The sequence below is a fragment of the Bacillus sp. TSO22 genome (assembly GCF_020223595.1).
GTDB lineage: Bacteria > Bacillota > Bacilli > Bacillales > Bacillaceae > Bacillus > Bacillus inaquosorum.
This window is the reverse complement of the sequence record NZ_JAHAWO010000004.1, coordinates 294,133-310,784: the sequence shown is the minus strand read 5'-3', so window position 1 is coordinate 310,784 and position 16,652 is coordinate 294,133. Positions and strand designations below refer to the sequence as shown.

The window sequence follows — 16,652 nt, the reverse complement described above, 5'->3', positions numbered from 1 at the left end:
GATCTCCTCCCCATTGTCTACTTATGCTGCACGCAGTACCTTAATACCCTGAATCACATTCCAAATGATAATGCCGATAACAACTAAGAAATAAATAACCGCTCCCGCTATGATCACAAATACAGGCAGCAGGCTGTCTCCATCAATCGCTACGGCTCCGCCAAGAAAAGCAATAAAAAGGACCAGCCAGCCGACAAAAGGAACAATGTGAGAAATAAGAGAACGTATCGCATGGCGTTTAGTTTCTTTCTCATTTACAACAAAATAAGCGACGATCGGCACAATGATTGGCGCAATGAACACACTAAAATAACAAAGTGATGCAATAATAGCTTGATTACGGTTCAATTCATTCCACACTCCTATTGTAATTGCCCATGACAAAAGATCAGGGACATTTTACTTATTCATACGTTTAAAACCTGTTGAAGGTTTCAAATTCATTCTTTAGACATGCTCCGATTTACGGAAATTGGATTTTAAAAAGTTTTAGAAGTAGAATCTTTCCGCTGTACCGATTACAATATGTAAAAAGCTTACGGCAATCAAGGAGGCTGGACAAGCAATGGAGAAAGATCCCAGTGACTATACAGTAACACAAGAATCGGTGTTAAAGCTGATTCATGAACAAAAAAGAATGAATCGTGAAATGATCGCCGAGCTAGAACAGATTCACGGACCTTTTCCGATCTCTCACGATATTCAATATATAAAAGTGCTGCTCGAGAGCAGCAATACGCATATTGTTCAAGATTTAATGAGTGTAAGCAAGCAGCTGTATAAGAAGACTTTGTAATTGCGGAAAAAGTTACATTCATTATAACTGAAACAAAGCTAAAGGTTAGATGACAAGATCTTGCCTTTTTTGTTTTGAGGAAACAAGTGATTTTGGCTGTCACAAAATGATTGTAACAAAAAAAGCCTGCCGGCACATCCAGTTAATGGACTCCTGTCGGCAAGCTGTGACTATCAGAAAGAGATAGCCGTTCAGAAATTAACGTAACAATTGAAGTACGTTTTGAGGCTGTTGGTTCGCTTGAGCAAGCATCGCTTGAGAAGCTTGAGAAAGAATATTGTTCTTTGTGAACTCGCTCATCTCTTTAGCCATGTCAACGTCACGGATACGAGACTCAGCAGCTGTTAAGTTTTCAGAAGAAGCACCAAGGTTGTTGATTGTGTGCTCTAGACGGTTTTGTACCGCACCAAGTTTAGCACGTTGAGCAGATACTTGATTCGTTGCTGCGTCGATAGCTCCAAGTTGATCGTCAAATGAATTAGTTGTGAAATCTGTTACTTTAATATCTTTGATTTTAATAGTGTCTGAACCTATGTCAGCAGCTTTCATGCTCTCAATGTTTACACTTAACTGCTGTCCGCCATTCGCTCCAATTTGGAATGTAAGCTTTTTACCGCTTGCTTCTGAAAAAGAACCGTCTAACAGGTTTTTACCGTTAAATTGCGTACGGTCCGCAATACCTTTACTTCCATCTTGCCCACCGATCTCTTCAATTAAAGAGTCCATTTCGTCTTGGATCGCTTGAAGGTCAGTAGCATCTTGCGTACCTGTGTTTCCTGCTTGAACAGTAAGTTCACGCATACGTTGAAGGATCGCATGAGTTTCAGTTAATGCACCCTCAGCTGTTTGGATAAGAGAGATTCCGTCTTGAGAGTTTTTAGAAGCCATTTCAAGACCTCTGATTTGTCCTCTCATTTTTTCAGAGATCGCAAGACCCGCTGCGTCATCTCCTGCACGGTTAATACGAAGACCTGAAGAAAGTTTCTCCATGTTTTTTGAGCTCGCGTTGTTGTTTGAAGACAAACGGTTTAGTGTGTTAAGCGCTGCGATATTGTGGTTAATTCTCATGTGTAAAATACCTCCATGTGTATATGTTTTTGAAATCAAAGACTTCCTTTTCTTTGATTTCTGGCGTATGAGATTCCTTAAAGCTTCTAACTTATGTAGACCCTGTTATAAGGATACCTTCAAATCCCATAATAGGGCTTTTTTGCTCAATATGGAAAACATCATCCGCCCCTCAATTCATATATCGACAGCGCTTTGTAAATGTTTAGGTGTTTTTCCAAAGAAATTTTACCCATTAAAAATTGAAACGATCACACAAATATTATCTTTTTCCGTTATGCCATAAGAAAAGCTTGCCTGCTAAGCCCAAGGATGGACTTGCTGACAAGCTGAACTCTCTCTAAATAATGGTTTTAAGATGTAGCCGTTTCTTTCGCTTCTAAGAGCGATTTCATGCGTTTTTTGTCACGCTCCATAACAGGCTTCAAATAACGGCCTGTATACGATTCTTCCACTTCAGTGATTTCCTCAGGCGTTCCCGACGCGACAATGGTTCCGCCTCCGGCTCCGCCTTCTGGCCCCAGATCCACAATATAATCTGCCGTCTTAATGATATCTAAATTATGCTCAATGACGAGTACTGTATCTCCATTGTCCACCAAACGCTGAAGCACGACAAGAAGTCTGGCGATATCGTCGACGTGCAAACCTGTCGTCGGTTCATCTAAAATGTAGAGCGTGCGCCCTGTTGACCGTTTGTGCAGCTCCGATGCGAGCTTCACGCGCTGCGCTTCTCCGCCCGACAAGGTCGTCGCTGGCTGACCGAGTGTAATATAACCTAATCCGACATCATAAAGGGTTTGGAGCTTACGCTTGATTTTTGGGATATTTTCAAAGAAAGAAAGAGCATCTTCAACCGTCATATCAAGCACATCAGAGATGCTTTTTCCTTTGTACGTCACTTCAAGCGTTTCCCGGTTATAGCGTTTGCCGTGGCACACCTCGCACGGAACGTATACGTCAGGAAGGAAGTGCATTTCAATTTTTATAATCCCGTCTCCGCGGCAGGCTTCACATCGCCCGCCCTTCACGTTAAAGCTGAAACGGCCTTTTTTATAGCCACGTACCTTTGCTTCATTTGTCTGTGCGAATACATCACGAATGTCATCAAACACACCGGTGTATGTCGCAGGATTGGATCTCGGCGTTCTTCCGATTGGCGCCTGGTCAATGTCAATGACTTTGTCTAAATGATCCAAGCCTTTAATTTCTTTGTGGCTACCGGGCTTCGCTTTCGCTTTATGAAGCTTTTGCGCCAGCGCCTTGTGCAAAATTTCATTAACGAGGGTACTCTTTCCTGATCCGGAAACCCCTGTAACCGCTGTGAACGTTCCAAGCGGGAACTTGGCATTCGCTTTTTTCAGGTTGTTTTCTGCAGCGCCTTTAATCTCAATGTAACGGCCGTCCGGCTTTCTTCTTTCAGGAGGTAATGGGATGAACTTTTTCCCTGATAAATAGCTGCCCGTTAATGAGTTTGGATCTTCCATCACTTCTTCCGGCGTGCCCGCAGATGTCACCTGTCCGCCGTGAATGCCGGCGCCAGGCCCAATATCAATTAAATAATCGGCTGCCATCATCGTGTCCTCATCGTGTTCGACAACAATCAGCGTGTTCCCAAGGTCTCTCATGTTTTTCAGGGCGCTGATTAAGCGGTCGTTATCACGCTGATGCAGGCCGATAGACGGCTCATCTAAAATATAAAGCACACCGGATAAGCGCGAGCCGATTTGCGTCGCCAGCCTGATGCGCTGTGCCTCTCCTCCGGACAATGTTCCCGCGGCCCTGCTCAGTGTCAGGTAATCAAGGCCGACTTTGTCCAGAAAGCTTAAGCGCTCCACAATTTCGCGCAAGATCATATCGGCAATCTTCATATCCTTCTCAGAAAGGGTAAGGCCTTTGAAGAAAGCAAGTGCATTACCGACAGACAGCTCGGTAATTGTTCCGATGTGGCGTCCGTCAATCAGTACAGCAAGCGCCTCTTTCTTTAACCGATAGCCTTTGCACGTAGGACAAGACTTCTGAGACATATACTGCTCCATTTGTTCACGGATAAAATCAGAGCTTGTCTCCTTATAGCGTCTTTCAATATTGCGCAATACGCCTTCAAATTGAATTTCGCCTTCACGTATTTGCCCAAAGTCATTTTCATAACGGAAATAAATCAAATCATCTCCGCTGCCGTACAGCACTTTATCCAGCTGATGCTTCGGCAGATCTTTTACAGGCACGTCCATATCAATCCCGTAGTGGGTGCAGACCGCCTCAAGCAGCTGCGGATAATATTGTGAGCTGATCGGTGTCCAAGGGGCGACCGCATTCTCCTTCAATGACAAATCTTGATTGGGGATGACGAGATCCGCATCCACTTCAAGCTTCATTCCGAGACCGTCACACGTCGGACACGCTCCGAATGGGCTGTTGAATGAAAACAGCCGCGGCTCAAGTTCGCCGATTGAAAATCCGCAGTGCGGGCAGGCATGATGCTCACTGAACATCAACTCTTCCTCACCGATGACATCAATCATGACCCTTCCTTCACCTAAACGGAGGGCTGTTTCCAATGAATCTGACAGACGGGCTGCCACGCCTTCTTTCACCACAATTCGGTCAATGACAACCTCAATCGAATGCTTTTTATTCTTTTCTAATTCAATATCATCAGAAAGCTCAGCCATTTCGCCGTCAATTCTGACTCTGACATAGCCTTGTTTTCTGATCTGTTCAAGCACCTTGACATGAGCGCCTTTTCGGCCCGAGACAATCGGAGCCAGTACCTGAAGCTTTGTCCGTTCCGGATATTCCAGAATTCTGTCCACCATTTGCTCGATGGTCTGCGATGTAATCTCAATTCCGTGCTCCGGACAATGAGGCTTCCCTACTCTCGCATACAAAAGACGCAGATAATCATAAATCTCAGTTACCGTACCGACTGTAGACCTCGGATTGCGGCTCGTTGTTTTCTGATCAATGCTGATGGCGGGAGACAGCCCCTCAATCGCATCAACATCCGGCTTATCCATTTGCCCTAAAAACTGGCGGGCATAGGCAGACAAAGACTCAACATATCGTCGCTGTCCTTCTGCATATATGGTGTCAAAGGCAAGGGAGGATTTCCCTGATCCGGACAAACCAGTGACAACGACAAGCTGATCTCTCGGAATTGTTACATCTATATTTTTCAGGTTATGCGCCCTGGCTCCCTTCACCTCTATCCGATCCATAGCCATTTGTTCATCATCCTTCCGCTTTTAGCTCTAAAAGTAAATCGCGAAGCTCCGCGGCTCTTTCAAAGTCAAGCGCCTTGGCGGCTTCTTTCATTTCGTGCTCCATCTGTTCAACGACTTTCTGGCGTTCTTTCTTCGTCATTTTCGACAGCTTCGGCGCGGCTTTTGTTTTGTATTCCGCTTTGTCCTCAGCTGCTACTGTGGCACGAATGACATCGCGAATTTCTTTATTTATTGTTTTCGGCGTAATGCCGTGCTCTTCATTAAACCGCTCCTGCTGCTCGCGGCGGCGTTTTGTTTCATTAATCGCAATTTCCATAGACTTCGTTATTTTATCGGCATACATAATGACGCGGCCTTCAGAGTTCCTTGCTGCCCGTCCGATGGTCTGGATAAGCGAACGCTCCGAACGAAGGAAGCCTTCCTTATCCGCATCCAAAATCGCAACGAGGGATACTTCGGGTATATCGAGGCCTTCCCTCAGCAGGTTGATTCCGATAAGCACATCATGCTTGCCGAGGCGCAGGTCGCGGATAATTTCAATCCGTTCAAGCGTCTTTATCTCTGAATGCAGATAGTTTACTTTAATGCCAATTTCCTTTAAATAATCGGTGAGATCCTCTGACATTTTCTTCGTCAAGGTTGTCACGAGCACCCGTTCATCCCGCTCAATTCTTGCTTGAATTTCGCCGATCAAGTCATCAATCTGGCCTTCGATCGGGCGCACATCAATAAGCGGGTCAAGAAGCCCCGTCGGACGGATGATCTGTTCGATCATTTCATCCGTATGCTCAATCTCATACGGCCCTGGCGTTGCTGATACATACACGATATTGTGCATATGCTTTTCAAACTCTTCAAAACGGAGCGGACGGTTATCAAGCGCTGACGGAAGACGGAAGCCGTGATCCACGAGCACCTGTTTCCGCGCCTGGTCTCCATTAAACATGCCGCGCACCTGAGGAATCGTCACATGCGACTCATCTACCACGATCATAAAATCGTCTGGGAAATAATCGAGAAGTGTATACGGCGTTGAACCCGGCGGCCGAAGCGTCAGATGTCTTGAATAGTTCTCAATGCCGGAGCAGAAACCCATTTCCCGCATCATTTCAAGGTCATATCTTGTCCGCTGCTCTAAACGCTGCGCTTCAAGCAGCTTGCCGTTTTCATGCATGACCTTCAGCTGCTCCTCAAGCTCCTTCTCGATATTTTGAATCGCTTTCTCCATTTTCTCGGCCCGCGTTACGAAGTGGGATGCCGGAAAAATCGCGACATGGTCGCGGTCGCCGAGAATTTCTCCTGTCAGGGCGTCCACTTCCCGGATCCGTTCAATTTCATCTCCGAAAAACTCAACTCTTACACAGTGTTCATCACGAGATGCCGGGAAGATTTCCACGACATCTCCGCGCACACGAAATGTACCGCGCTGAAAGTCGATATCATTGCGGGCATATTGGATGTCTACAAGCTTTCTGAGCAGCTCGTTGCGCTCGATTTCCATTTCAGGCCGCAGTGACACGACCATTTCCCGGTATTCTTCAGGCGAACCGAGGCCATATATACAAGACACACTCGCGATGATAATGACATCTCTCCGCTCAAACAAAGAAGATGTAGCGGAGTGTCTCAGTTTATCAATTTCATCATTAATACTTGCGTCTTTCTCTATAAACGTATCCGTTTGAGGCACATACGCCTCCGGCTGATAATAATCATAGTAGCTGACAAAATACTCGACAGCGTTGTTCGGAAAAAATTCCTTGAACTCACTGTAAAGCTGTCCGGCGAGGGTTTTGTTATGGGCTATCACGAGAGTCGGCTTATTGACTTCTTTAATCAAATTGGACACCGTAAATGTTTTGCCCGTTCCTGTCGCACCCAGCAGAGTCTGATGCTTCTTGCCCTCCTGAATTCCTTTTACAAGTTTTTCAATGGCTTTCGGCTGATCTCCCTGGGGCTGATATTTCGAGACTAACTCAAAGCGATCTTTCACAAAATAAGCCTCCGTTTCTTTAACGAAATCTTCCTATAGATATAGTAACACAATGGAATGCAAAATCACTAAAAATACGAACTAAAGTTCGGTGGTTTTTTATTTCCAGCTGTTTTCATGTATAAAAAACCTGCTTTTAAAACGTAAAAGCAGGAATTCAGTCGTTATATTCATTATGTCCGATTTTATTCTTCTTTTTTCTCAGCAGCTTTTTTGGCCATATACAGTCCGCCAGCCACAAGAGACACAACATCCAATCCTACAATAAAATACGTTTCTGTATAGCCTTTCAAATAAGAGGCAAACAGCAATGCAGCTGTTAGAGCGATCGCCACATAATGATTAAAGGTGACTCTTGTAAAAAGGACAACAAGCATAAAAGGGAAAAACAATGCAAAAACGGCTTTTGTAATCAACAAAAACCCTCCTCAAGGATTCTTCATCTGATCTGATTATAGTAAAAAATGAAGAATCGGACAATCGTGCAATCGTTCCCTCTTTCTACACCATACCCTTTTTCAGCCTAAATCAACCATCATATCTGCACTTTGGTCCCGGCCAAGAGAAACATCAATAGATCTAACAATGATAATTAATAGAATGGAATGATTTACAAGATAAACAAGCAGAGTTATATTATGGTTGTAAGAACTGGTCAGTTTAAAACAAAAATAGACAGGGAGTGACAAATATGAAGTTCAAGTTCGTTACATATGTTTCAACAGCAGCTGTACTATCCGGTCTCCTTATGGCAACACAACCCGCTTCTGCAATCACGGGTTTAGCTGATAATAAAAGTTCAGCACTTGAAGTTCTTCCGGATAATCATTATAGATGGAAGCTCCAGACGGCTGCCGATGAAGATTGGTTCCTTTGGAAAACAAAACGGCTGACGAGCATGATGTGTCCGCTTCGTTTACTTCTCCAAGCGGAAAAAACTACAATCTTGAAGTACAATATGTGACCCCCGAGAAGACAATCGTTATCAAGGCTGAAGATCATGGCCAAGGGGGAACGGACTCCATTCACCTCACCTCGATTAAGCCCGGAGAAAGTGTGTACATGAGGCTGAAATCCCATGATGGTGACTACAGCACAACAAGCAACTATGATTTCACTTATTCTATAAAGTAAGAACATATATTAATTTACATGAGTGCCGCTGGTCCAATCAGCGGCACTTTTTTATGAATGCATGCCCGCCGCCAGATTACAAGAATAAAAGAAAATAGGCATACAGCACCAGTTCAACTGCATTTTTCATGATAATATAACTAACTTAACTATTCATTTAATTTAGGACTTTCTGAGTTTGACAGCATTTTCCTGAAAACCTACAATTGAACGATAGTGTTCACTATCATTTTTTGAACACAGGCTCCGTCATAAAAAACTAGAGAGAAAACAAAATGAAGGAAAGAGGGGTTTCAAATATGTATTCTGTTTTATTTCGCCAGGCAGAAGAGTCCAGCCAGCTGGCTGGAGCAAAAGGCATGAATTTGATCAAACTGACCAAACACGGTCTTCCTGTTCCGGACGGGTTTATTATTCAGACGAATGCACTCGCCCGTTTTATGGAGGACAACCAGATTCATGATACAAGCGAAAGCATTGAGAGCGCGATCATCGCCGGAGCATTTTCAGATGAACTGAAACATGAGCTGACAAATTCCTTTTACAAGCTGAGAGAATCATACCGCTCTGTTGCCGTGCGTTCTTCATCTGCCTCGGAAGATTTAGAAGGCGCTTCATTCGCGGGTCAATATGAAACCTACTTAAATATCAAAACAGAAGAAGAGTTTCTAGCTAAAGTGAAAGAATGCTGGGCCTCATTTTTCTCAGGCCGAGTCAGCAGCTATAAGAAAAAAATGAACAATCAAATCGCAGAGCCGTTAATGGGGGTTGTCGTTCAGGGCCTGATCGATTCTGAAGTATCAGGCGTTATTTTCAGCCGCAATCCCGTTACCCATGATGATAGAGAGCTATTAATCAGCGCCAGCTACGGTTTGGGGGAAGCTGTCGTATCAGGAAGTGTCACCCCAGACACATTTATAGTCAATAAATCTTCGTTTGAGATTCAGAAAGAAATAGGCGCAAAGGAAATTTACATGGAGTCTGCGGCAGAAGGAATTGCTGAAAAAGAAACGAGCGAAGACATGCGCAGCCGTTTTTGCCTTACAGACGAACAAGTGATTGAACTGACTGAAATCACGAAAAAAACCGAGGACCTGTACAGGTATCCAGTGGATGTAGAATTCGGAATCGCTGCTCATCAAGTATACCTTCTGCAGGCCCGCCCAATTACAACCATTGAACAGGACAAAAAAGCGGCAGAAGAAGAACGCAGCTTCATGATTACAGACGCTGATATGAATGATTTCTGGCTCAACATGGAGTCAAATATTGAAGGTCCGGTGAGTCCGTTATTTTCATCGTTCATTGTGCCGGCATTGGAATACGGCTTGAAGAAGAGCATGCAAAAGTTCCCGATTGGCATAGTTGTTGACGAAGTAAAACTTTATCGCGGGCACATTTATTCCAAAAACCAAGGCGGACAACAGCCACCTTCTGAAGACTGCGGCAAAGAGCTTTTTCCGATATTATCGGAGCGTATGTATGACATCATCAATCACACATACCTCCCGTTTTACAGGAAGCTGGATCAGCTCGCACAAACTGAGCATACCGCAGAAAGCGCACTGGATGCTTTTCAAAAATTAAAAGCCTTTTATCTCACGGCTTACGAGGAGCACTTCAATATCGTTTTCCCGCAAATCCTTCTAACAAACAAACTGCAAGCGATGTATCAGCATATTCAAGGAGAGTCCGAAAACGCTCATTTTTACGAGATGCTGACAGGAAAAATGAACAAATCACTGGAAACAGACCGCTGCCTGTGGCTATTTTCCGTTGAAGTTCGGGAAAACCCGAATCTGCTGGCGATTTTTGAAAACAACAAGCCGGAACAGCTGCAGGAGAAATTGGAACAAACAGATGTGGGCAGACACTTCCTGAAGAACATTCATGAATTTTTACAGGAATACGGGTGGAGATCTGTTAAGAGCCATGACCTGATTGAACAGATCTGGGCAGAAAATCCGTATTTTGCACTGGCCAATATTCACAATTATGTCCGCAATGGCTATCATTTTGACAACGAATTTCAGAAAACGAGAGATAAACGAGAGAAATTATACAATGAGTTCTTGGAAAACATAGAAGATCCCGCTTTGCGTAAAGAATTTGACCGTTACTATCAGTGGACGCTGAGCGCTGCAAATATAAAGGATGACCACCACTTTTATATTGACGCCATGCTGGATGCCAAGGCAAGAATCTTTCTGCTGAAGGTAGGTGAACTGCTGGCGGACAGCGGTGTCATTCAGGATCGTGAAGACCTTTGGTTCTTATATGATGATGAAGTGGAAGACGCGCTTCTTCACCCTGTATCCCTGCAAGAAAAGGCTGAAAAACGCAGACAGGTCTTTCACGAGTATGAGCTTGCCCAAGCCCCTGCCTATCTCGGCACTCCGACAAAAGAACAGCTCAAAGCTGCTGAAGAAATTGTCGGCGCTGTCATAGAGGATGAAAAAAACACGGAGAATCATATTTTTGGCATTGCGGCATCAAGCGGCATTGCAACAGGTCCGGTTAAAATCATTCGGGACGCCAGTGAATTTTCTCAATTCGCGCCTGGGGAAGTCCTCGTTTGCAAAATGACCACACCGCTATGGACCAGCCTGTTTCAAGACGCCAAAGCGATTATTACAGATACGGGCGGCATTTTGTCTCACGCTGCGATTATTGCTCGCGAATATGGGATTCCCGCCGTTCTCGGCACACGTACAGCAACAGAAAGACTTCAGGACGGAGACATCATCACTGTTGACGGAAGCAGCGGCAAAATCACAGTTGTCAGCCGGGCCTGATGCGTCCTGCCTCTTTCTTATACAAGCGGGGCAGGTGTATACTTGTCCTGCCAGTATATTCGTGAGGTGAAACGTATTGAGACCGACAAACAAGCGAATCCTTGACGCCGCCATGCAGCTGCTCGTCAAAAAAGGATATCGTGCAACGACTACAAAAGAAATCGCAGAAAAAGCAAATGTAAGTGAAGCAACGATTTTCAGGAATTTCAAAAACAAACAGGGACTAGTCGAGGCTTTGCTTTCTCAGCATCCTCCAAACAGAAGCAGCATTTTGGAACAAACAGAAGGCGATTTGTACAAAGACCTGCTTCATATCGGAACCTGTCTCTTGGAGGAGCTCGAACAAAGAAAAGATATGATTAAAATCAGCTTTCGTGAACCGGCCATGTTTCAGGATGTCATCAACCACGTAACTGAATATCCCCAATCTATGAAACAGCTATTGGTTGATTATCTCAAAACGATGGGCGAAAAAGGGGTTATTCAGACAGGAGATGAAGCGGAGCATGCCGACGTGTTCATGTCGATCATTTTCGGTTATTTTATTCACCGTCTCCATTTAGGAAACCGTGTGATTTCAATGCCCCAGGAAAAAATGCTGGAGCATAGCACCGCTCTATTTGTCAAAGGAATTTCTGCTGATTAACTCCTTGGCATAACAAAAAGGAGGATCCCAATGAGCTCAAGAAAAGAATGGGCGCTGATCGTCTCGCTATTATTGGGGGCCATCCTGGTTCCCATTAACTCAACGATGATCGCGGTCGCGCTCTCATCTATATCCCATACGTATAACGAGTCCATCGCAAGCATCACTTGGGTGGTTACCGTTTATTTAATCGTGATGGCAGTCACACAGCCGATTGCCGGAAAACTCGGTGACATGTACGGCAATAAAACAATGTACTTATGGGGCGTCGGCCTTTTTCTTATCGCATCCTTAGGCTGCGCACTCTCACCGAGCCTGGTGCTGTTGATTGTCTTTCGGGCATTGCAGGCTGTCGGCGGCGCACTGCTTACGCCAAACAGCATTGCCATTATCCGTCACGTTGTTTCTGAAAAACGCCTTCCGAAAGTGTTTGGATTTTTCGGACTTGGCGCAGGACTTGGCGCAGCACTCGGACCTTTCATCGGCTCTATGCTGATTGACAGCTTCAGCTGGCATTCAATTTTTTGGGTCAACATCCCGTTTCTCGCCATTGCTTTATTTACGGCATTAACGATGTTCCCTCAATATAAAGAAAACAAATCTAACGCGCCGCTGGATATCATCGGCTCTCTCTTGCTTGCAGGCAGTATCGTTTCGATTATCCTGCTGACGAAAAATGAGGCTTCATGGGGCTATGCGGTATACAGTGTATTGATACTTCTTTTTGTCCCGCTTTTTTTCAGAAGAGAAAAGCGTACACAGCACCCAATTATTGACTTTACACTGTTTAAAAGCTCAACCTTTACAAATGCCAATCTATCAGTCTTATTAAGCAATCTGATGATGTATGCCGTCTTATTGATCATGCCGTTATTCATGACGAACCAATTTGGGCTTAATACGTCTAACAGCGGCATGGCGCTTTCTGTATTTTCGATCTTTATGTCGGCCAGCAACTGGGTGGGCGCACAGCTCCATCACAAATGGGGAGCAAAGAAAATCATTTTTCTTTCATTTGCGATGATGGCTGGAGCGAATCTATTATTTTTGTTCTTAAGCAGCTCTCACTCGGTCTTATTCCTGATGATTTCTCTCATCCTGGGAGGGCTCGCATCCGGAGTCGGACTGACCAGCATGCAGGTATCGTCCCTTGCCACAGTAGACCCCGGCATGTCAGGAGTCGCGTCCGGCATTTTCTCGACCTTCCGTTATTTCGGAAGCATCATTTCATCAGCCTTAATCGGCCTGATTTCAGGATATCACACCCTATTTATGATTCTCTTTGCTGTATCCATCATTGGCGTTTTTGTTTCATTGGGCATCAAATCTGATGAAACCGCACGAATGGAAAAAAACTCAGCGTAACACAAAACAGCCCGGCACCACATCTTCTTGCGGTGCCGGGCTGTCTTTTATGATCCGGACAAAGCGGCTGCTTCGTCTTCACGGTCATCCTTTACGAAAAGGATACCCAATTCATGGTGTTCTCCCTCATACGACGCTCGCTGATCAAAGCGAATTTCTCCATTCAAACCGATAATTTCAAGCTTTACATATGCACGGTTATGCTGGAGCGCTTCATAAAAATCAGATACGTTCTTAACGGGTATGCCATTGACTTTCGTAATGATTTCCCCGATTTTCAATTCCAGGTCCTCAGCTGGCGTATTTGGTATAATACCAAGCACCATTAAGCCCTGATCACGTTTCGAGAAATAAAACGGAGCCGCATTATCATTTACCCTTTGCTTAATGGATAGAAAAATACGTCCTAATAAAGCCACACAAACGGCTGCACCCGCAAGCGGCGTCCACAGTAAGCTTGCTGCACCGAGAGCTGTGACGACAAGACCGAGAATACAAACGCGTTTCGCTGTGATCCTTATGCTCGTTTCAGGCAGCGACCCCTGCACCCTTTGCCCGAATCCGACAAAGTAAGGAATCCAAAGAAAATGGAATGACCCGCCGGGAACAGTAAACACAGGCCACCAGCTGAAGTGCGATTCTAATCCGTTACCGGGTACGAGAAGGAACAGCGGCAAAAGCCATATCCGGTTTGCCAGCTGCTGGCCGATCGGCAAACCGCGGCTGCTCACGACAAGTGCCGGTGATGTTCTTACATGTGCAGAGCGATAAGCAACCGCTCCTTCAATGATAATCAGCAAGCCTAAAAACACGGCCATAGCCGGCCAAACGACTGCAAATCCTTGCGGGAATCTCTCAAGGAGGGGTTCCGCCTGACTCATTTGCAGTCCAAAACCTATCAGCATACTCACACTGACGATATATGCAGCAGACATCCAGTTTGCGCGAAGAGTGAGCGCTGCCGCTGCAGTGATAACGGCAATAATCGCAAGTATACCGAGAGGAATCGAGATCCCGAGTACGCCTACAACAACTGACAAAAGGAGACCAGGGATCAGTCCCTTAGTATAAGTAAATTTCAGTTCATCATAAATATCTGCTATTCTTGTATGAAAGGTTTTTCGTTCCCGTTTGATTCTTACATAGCCAAAAGCCAGGCTTATGAAGATAAAAAACCAGAAAAGCGGGTGTAAGAAGAACAGGCCCGCACCTTTTAACAGTTCAATTCCCCATTGAACAGACACTATCTTTCACCGCCTCAAGCCAAACATGTTACTCATATTCTATCAAATATTAAATGGCTTGGATATCCTCAGGAGGGTTTATCTCTCTTGCGTCATCCACAGCGTGACATTCGATAGTGAAAAATCCTTTAAATAATGGTTTACATCCACATCCAATAGCCCGCTGATCAGATGCATCGACCTTTTTATATCTGTCAGATTGATTCCTAATCGCTTATGGTTTTTCATTAAGTAATTAAAATAATGTTTGGCACATTCTTCATTGATGTCATTTACTGATTCGACATTGGTGTAATTGACCAAATACCTGCTGAATAGCATAAGAAGACTTAGTGCTTTTGTAGCCGAAAATGTTACGTCTTGTGTTCTGTCTTTTAATTGTTCCACTAATTCATAATATTTTTTTTCACGCACAATACTTGCCCTCTTCAATTGTGAACCCCCATTTTCTTTATACAGATAAGCACGGGCCAGTATAAGCAGCAGTACTGGAGTGCTAACAAGCATTCTCGCTAACGTTACTCTTTAAATACCTGTCGTTCAGCTGCCATAAACCTGATTACTGTTCTTTTTAGAACCTTCTTATATTGTATGAAGTAAACAAAGACTAGGCAACTTGCAAAAGTTTCATTTTAAATGCATATTATCTCGTTAGAAAGTCTCTCTCATATATTGATATCGGGTAATCACAGTCCTTTATAAATGTTTATTTGTGAAAATTTTTTTAATTTCTTGTCAAAAACTCAATTTTTATGTGACTTATGATCCAGTTTATCTTTAAGCATAAAGAAACAGGAGATGGAATACCATCTCCTTTAATTGACAAATAATGATTTCAGCGCTGTTTGAAGCTGCAAGTCATTTTTTTCATCGGATTTTTTCTTTTCTACCTGCTGATTTAATGCCTCTGCAGTGCGAGTGTCGATTACACCCGTTTTATCCAGCTTGTTTTGATCCTGAAAGGCCATAACCGCTTTTTTCATGTCTTTGCTGAAATAGCCATCGTTACGTCCAGGATCAAAGCTGAGGCCTTTTAATAAAACCTGTGCATGCTTGACGTCTTCATTGTTCATATCCACTTTAAGCGGTTCCTTAAGCTGCAAGGGCCCGGCGGAAAAATAATCAGGCTGCTTAATTGCAATGGTCGGCTCAATTCCTTTCTTATGAATCCAGTTCCCATTCGGCGTCAGCCACTTGTAAAGCGTTAATTTGATGTTGCTGCCGTCTCCCATCGGAACAGCCTGTTGAACCGTTCCCTTACCAAAAGACGTATCGCCTACAACATCATAATGCCCTGCTTCTTTTAATGCGCCGGCAAGGATTTCCGATGCGGAGGCACTCCCTTTATCCGTGATCACATTGACAGGATACGCTTTTTTATGGGTCAATGTTGAAAAATACCGTTTTTTATCTCCATTGCGTTCAGCAATCTGAATATACGGCTGATCCTTTGTGACGAAGTGCTTGAGAATTTCTTCCACACTTTGAAGATATCCGCCCGGGTTGCCGCGTACATCTATGACGAGTCCTTCTATTCCTTTTTTCTCAAGATTCCCCAGCGCTTTTGCAAAATCCTCTGCTGTACGCTCAGAAAAAGTAGAGATGGCGATATACCCGACAGAATGCCCCTGTACTTTTTTCTCTGAAGCAAAAACCGTTTCGAGCGGAATCTCAGCTCTCTTGATCCGGAATGACAGCTGCTTCTTCGTCCCAGGCCGCTGAATCTTTATTGAAACGCTGGACCCTTTCTTTCCTCTTATTTTTAACACCGCTTGGTTTAAATCCTTGCCGGCCATCGATTCTCCATTGATGCTGATAATTTCATCATTGGGCTTAAGCCCTGCTTTTTCGGCTGGTGATTGTTTAAATGGAGAAACAATAATAATTTTGCCGTCTTCCATTCCAACCTCAGCCCCGATGCCTTCAAACGAGGAATCAAGAGAATCAGAAAATTGCTTAGCCGTCTGCTTGTCCATGTAGACAGAATAAGGATCATTTAGCGTAGACAGCATTCCTTGGATGGCTCCCTCGAGCAGCTTTTCTCTATCAACTTTTTCTACGTACTCATTCGAAATTAACTCATACGCTTTTTCGATTTTGTCCATAGCCTTATGCCGTTCAGAGTCAGCTTGTGCCGTCGCAGGAACAGCTGCAGTCTGGGGCTTATCCATCTCAAGCAGGTTCATTCCCGCATATACACCGGCGCCTCCGAACAGCATGCTCCCCGCTGCGATCACAGCCATTATCTTTTGATTCATCCTTTACTCCTCCTGTATGCCAGACTGTCTTTATCAAAACCTAGAGATAGTATATGTAAAGGATGGAGATTTCATGTAATCATAGAAGAAAAAGAAGGCAAAAGAAAAGCCGCCCCGGAAGCGGGA

13 protein-coding genes are annotated in these 16,652 nt (G+C 44.4%); 5 read left to right on the top strand and 8 right to left on the bottom strand.

Going from position 1 to position 16,652, the window contains the following annotated elements:
- Window positions 1-21 precede the first annotated feature (21 nt).
- Window positions 22-348, bottom strand: a complete 327-nt coding sequence (gene yvlA / locus KHQ79_RS06510; protein ID WP_003235418.1) for a protein YvlA — start codon at window positions 346-348, stop codon at window positions 22-24.
- 217 nt (window positions 349-565) lie between these two features.
- Here yvlA and KHQ79_RS06505 point away from each other — a divergent pair, with 217 nt between their 5' ends.
- Window positions 566-796, top strand: a complete 231-nt coding sequence (locus KHQ79_RS06505) for a hypothetical protein (RefSeq protein WP_225514482.1) — start codon at window positions 566-568, stop codon at window positions 794-796.
- 198 nt (window positions 797-994) lie between these two features.
- On the opposite strand, the gene hag is transcribed toward KHQ79_RS06505, so the two are convergent.
- The 4 genes from hag to KHQ79_RS06485 form a co-directional block, all read right to left on the bottom strand.
- Window positions 995-1,864: a flagellin Hag gene (hag, locus tag KHQ79_RS06500; RefSeq protein WP_003235420.1), complete on the bottom strand. Its 870-nt coding sequence runs from the start codon at window positions 1,862-1,864 to the stop codon at window positions 995-997.
- A gap of 353 nt (window positions 1,865-2,217) precedes the next feature.
- On the bottom strand, window positions 2,218-5,091 hold the full coding sequence (gene uvrA, locus KHQ79_RS06495) for an excinuclease ABC subunit UvrA (protein ID WP_225514480.1): 2,874 nt from the start codon (window positions 5,089-5,091) through the stop codon (window positions 2,218-2,220).
- Window positions 5,092-5,098: 7 nt separating this feature from the next.
- On the bottom strand, window positions 5,099-7,084 hold the full coding sequence (gene uvrB / locus KHQ79_RS06490; protein ID WP_003235422.1) for an excinuclease ABC subunit UvrB: 1,986 nt from the start codon (window positions 7,082-7,084) through the stop codon (window positions 5,099-5,101).
- Window positions 7,085-7,269: 185 nt separating this feature from the next.
- Window positions 7,270-7,500 (bottom strand): CsbA family protein, encoded by a 231-nt coding sequence (locus KHQ79_RS06485; RefSeq protein WP_003228053.1) that lies wholly within the window; start codon window positions 7,498-7,500, stop codon window positions 7,270-7,272.
- Window positions 7,501-7,957: 457 nt separating this feature from the next.
- Here KHQ79_RS06485 and KHQ79_RS06480 point away from each other — a divergent pair, with 457 nt between their 5' ends.
- The 4 genes from KHQ79_RS06480 (at window position 7,958) to KHQ79_RS06465 (ending at window position 13,024) form a co-directional block, all read left to right on the top strand.
- Window positions 7,958-8,218, top strand: coding sequence for a hypothetical protein (locus KHQ79_RS06480; RefSeq protein ID WP_225514478.1), 261 nt, complete (start codon window positions 7,958-7,960; stop codon window positions 8,216-8,218).
- Window positions 8,219-8,517: 299 nt separating this feature from the next.
- Entirely contained in the window at window positions 8,518-11,013 is a 2,496-nt protein-coding gene (locus tag KHQ79_RS06475; RefSeq protein WP_225514476.1) for a PEP/pyruvate-binding domain-containing protein, read from the top strand.
- A gap of 76 nt (window positions 11,014-11,089) precedes the next feature.
- Entirely contained in the window at window positions 11,090-11,659 is a 570-nt protein-coding gene (locus KHQ79_RS06470) for a TetR/AcrR family transcriptional regulator (protein WP_003235426.1), read from the top strand.
- A gap of 30 nt (window positions 11,660-11,689) precedes the next feature.
- Window positions 11,690-13,024, top strand: a complete 1,335-nt coding sequence (locus KHQ79_RS06465) for an MFS transporter (RefSeq protein ID WP_225514474.1) — start codon at window positions 11,690-11,692, stop codon at window positions 13,022-13,024.
- A 47-nt stretch (window positions 13,025-13,071) separates the two neighbouring features.
- Here KHQ79_RS06465 and minJ read toward each other — a convergent pair whose 3' ends face one another.
- The 3 genes from minJ to ctpB all read right to left on the bottom strand — a co-directional run bounded on the left by minJ (window position 13,072) and on the right by ctpB (window position 16,526).
- Complete coding sequence (gene minJ / locus KHQ79_RS06460) at window positions 13,072-14,268, bottom strand: cell division topological determinant MinJ (protein ID WP_225514473.1); 1,197 nt, start codon at window positions 14,266-14,268, stop codon at window positions 13,072-13,074.
- Window positions 14,269-14,346: 78 nt separating this feature from the next.
- Window positions 14,347-14,700 carry a swarming motility protein SwrAA gene (gene swrA / locus KHQ79_RS06455; protein ID WP_015251121.1) on the bottom strand — a complete coding sequence of 118 codons (354 nt, stop codon included), beginning with the start codon at window positions 14,698-14,700 and terminating at the stop codon, window positions 14,347-14,349.
- Window positions 14,701-15,083: 383 nt separating this feature from the next.
- A complete protein-coding gene (ctpB, locus tag KHQ79_RS06450; RefSeq protein ID WP_225514471.1) occupies window positions 15,084-16,526 on the bottom strand; it encodes a carboxy-terminal processing protease CtpB in 1,443 nt (480 codons plus the stop codon).
- Window positions 16,527-16,652: the final 126 nt, after the last annotated feature.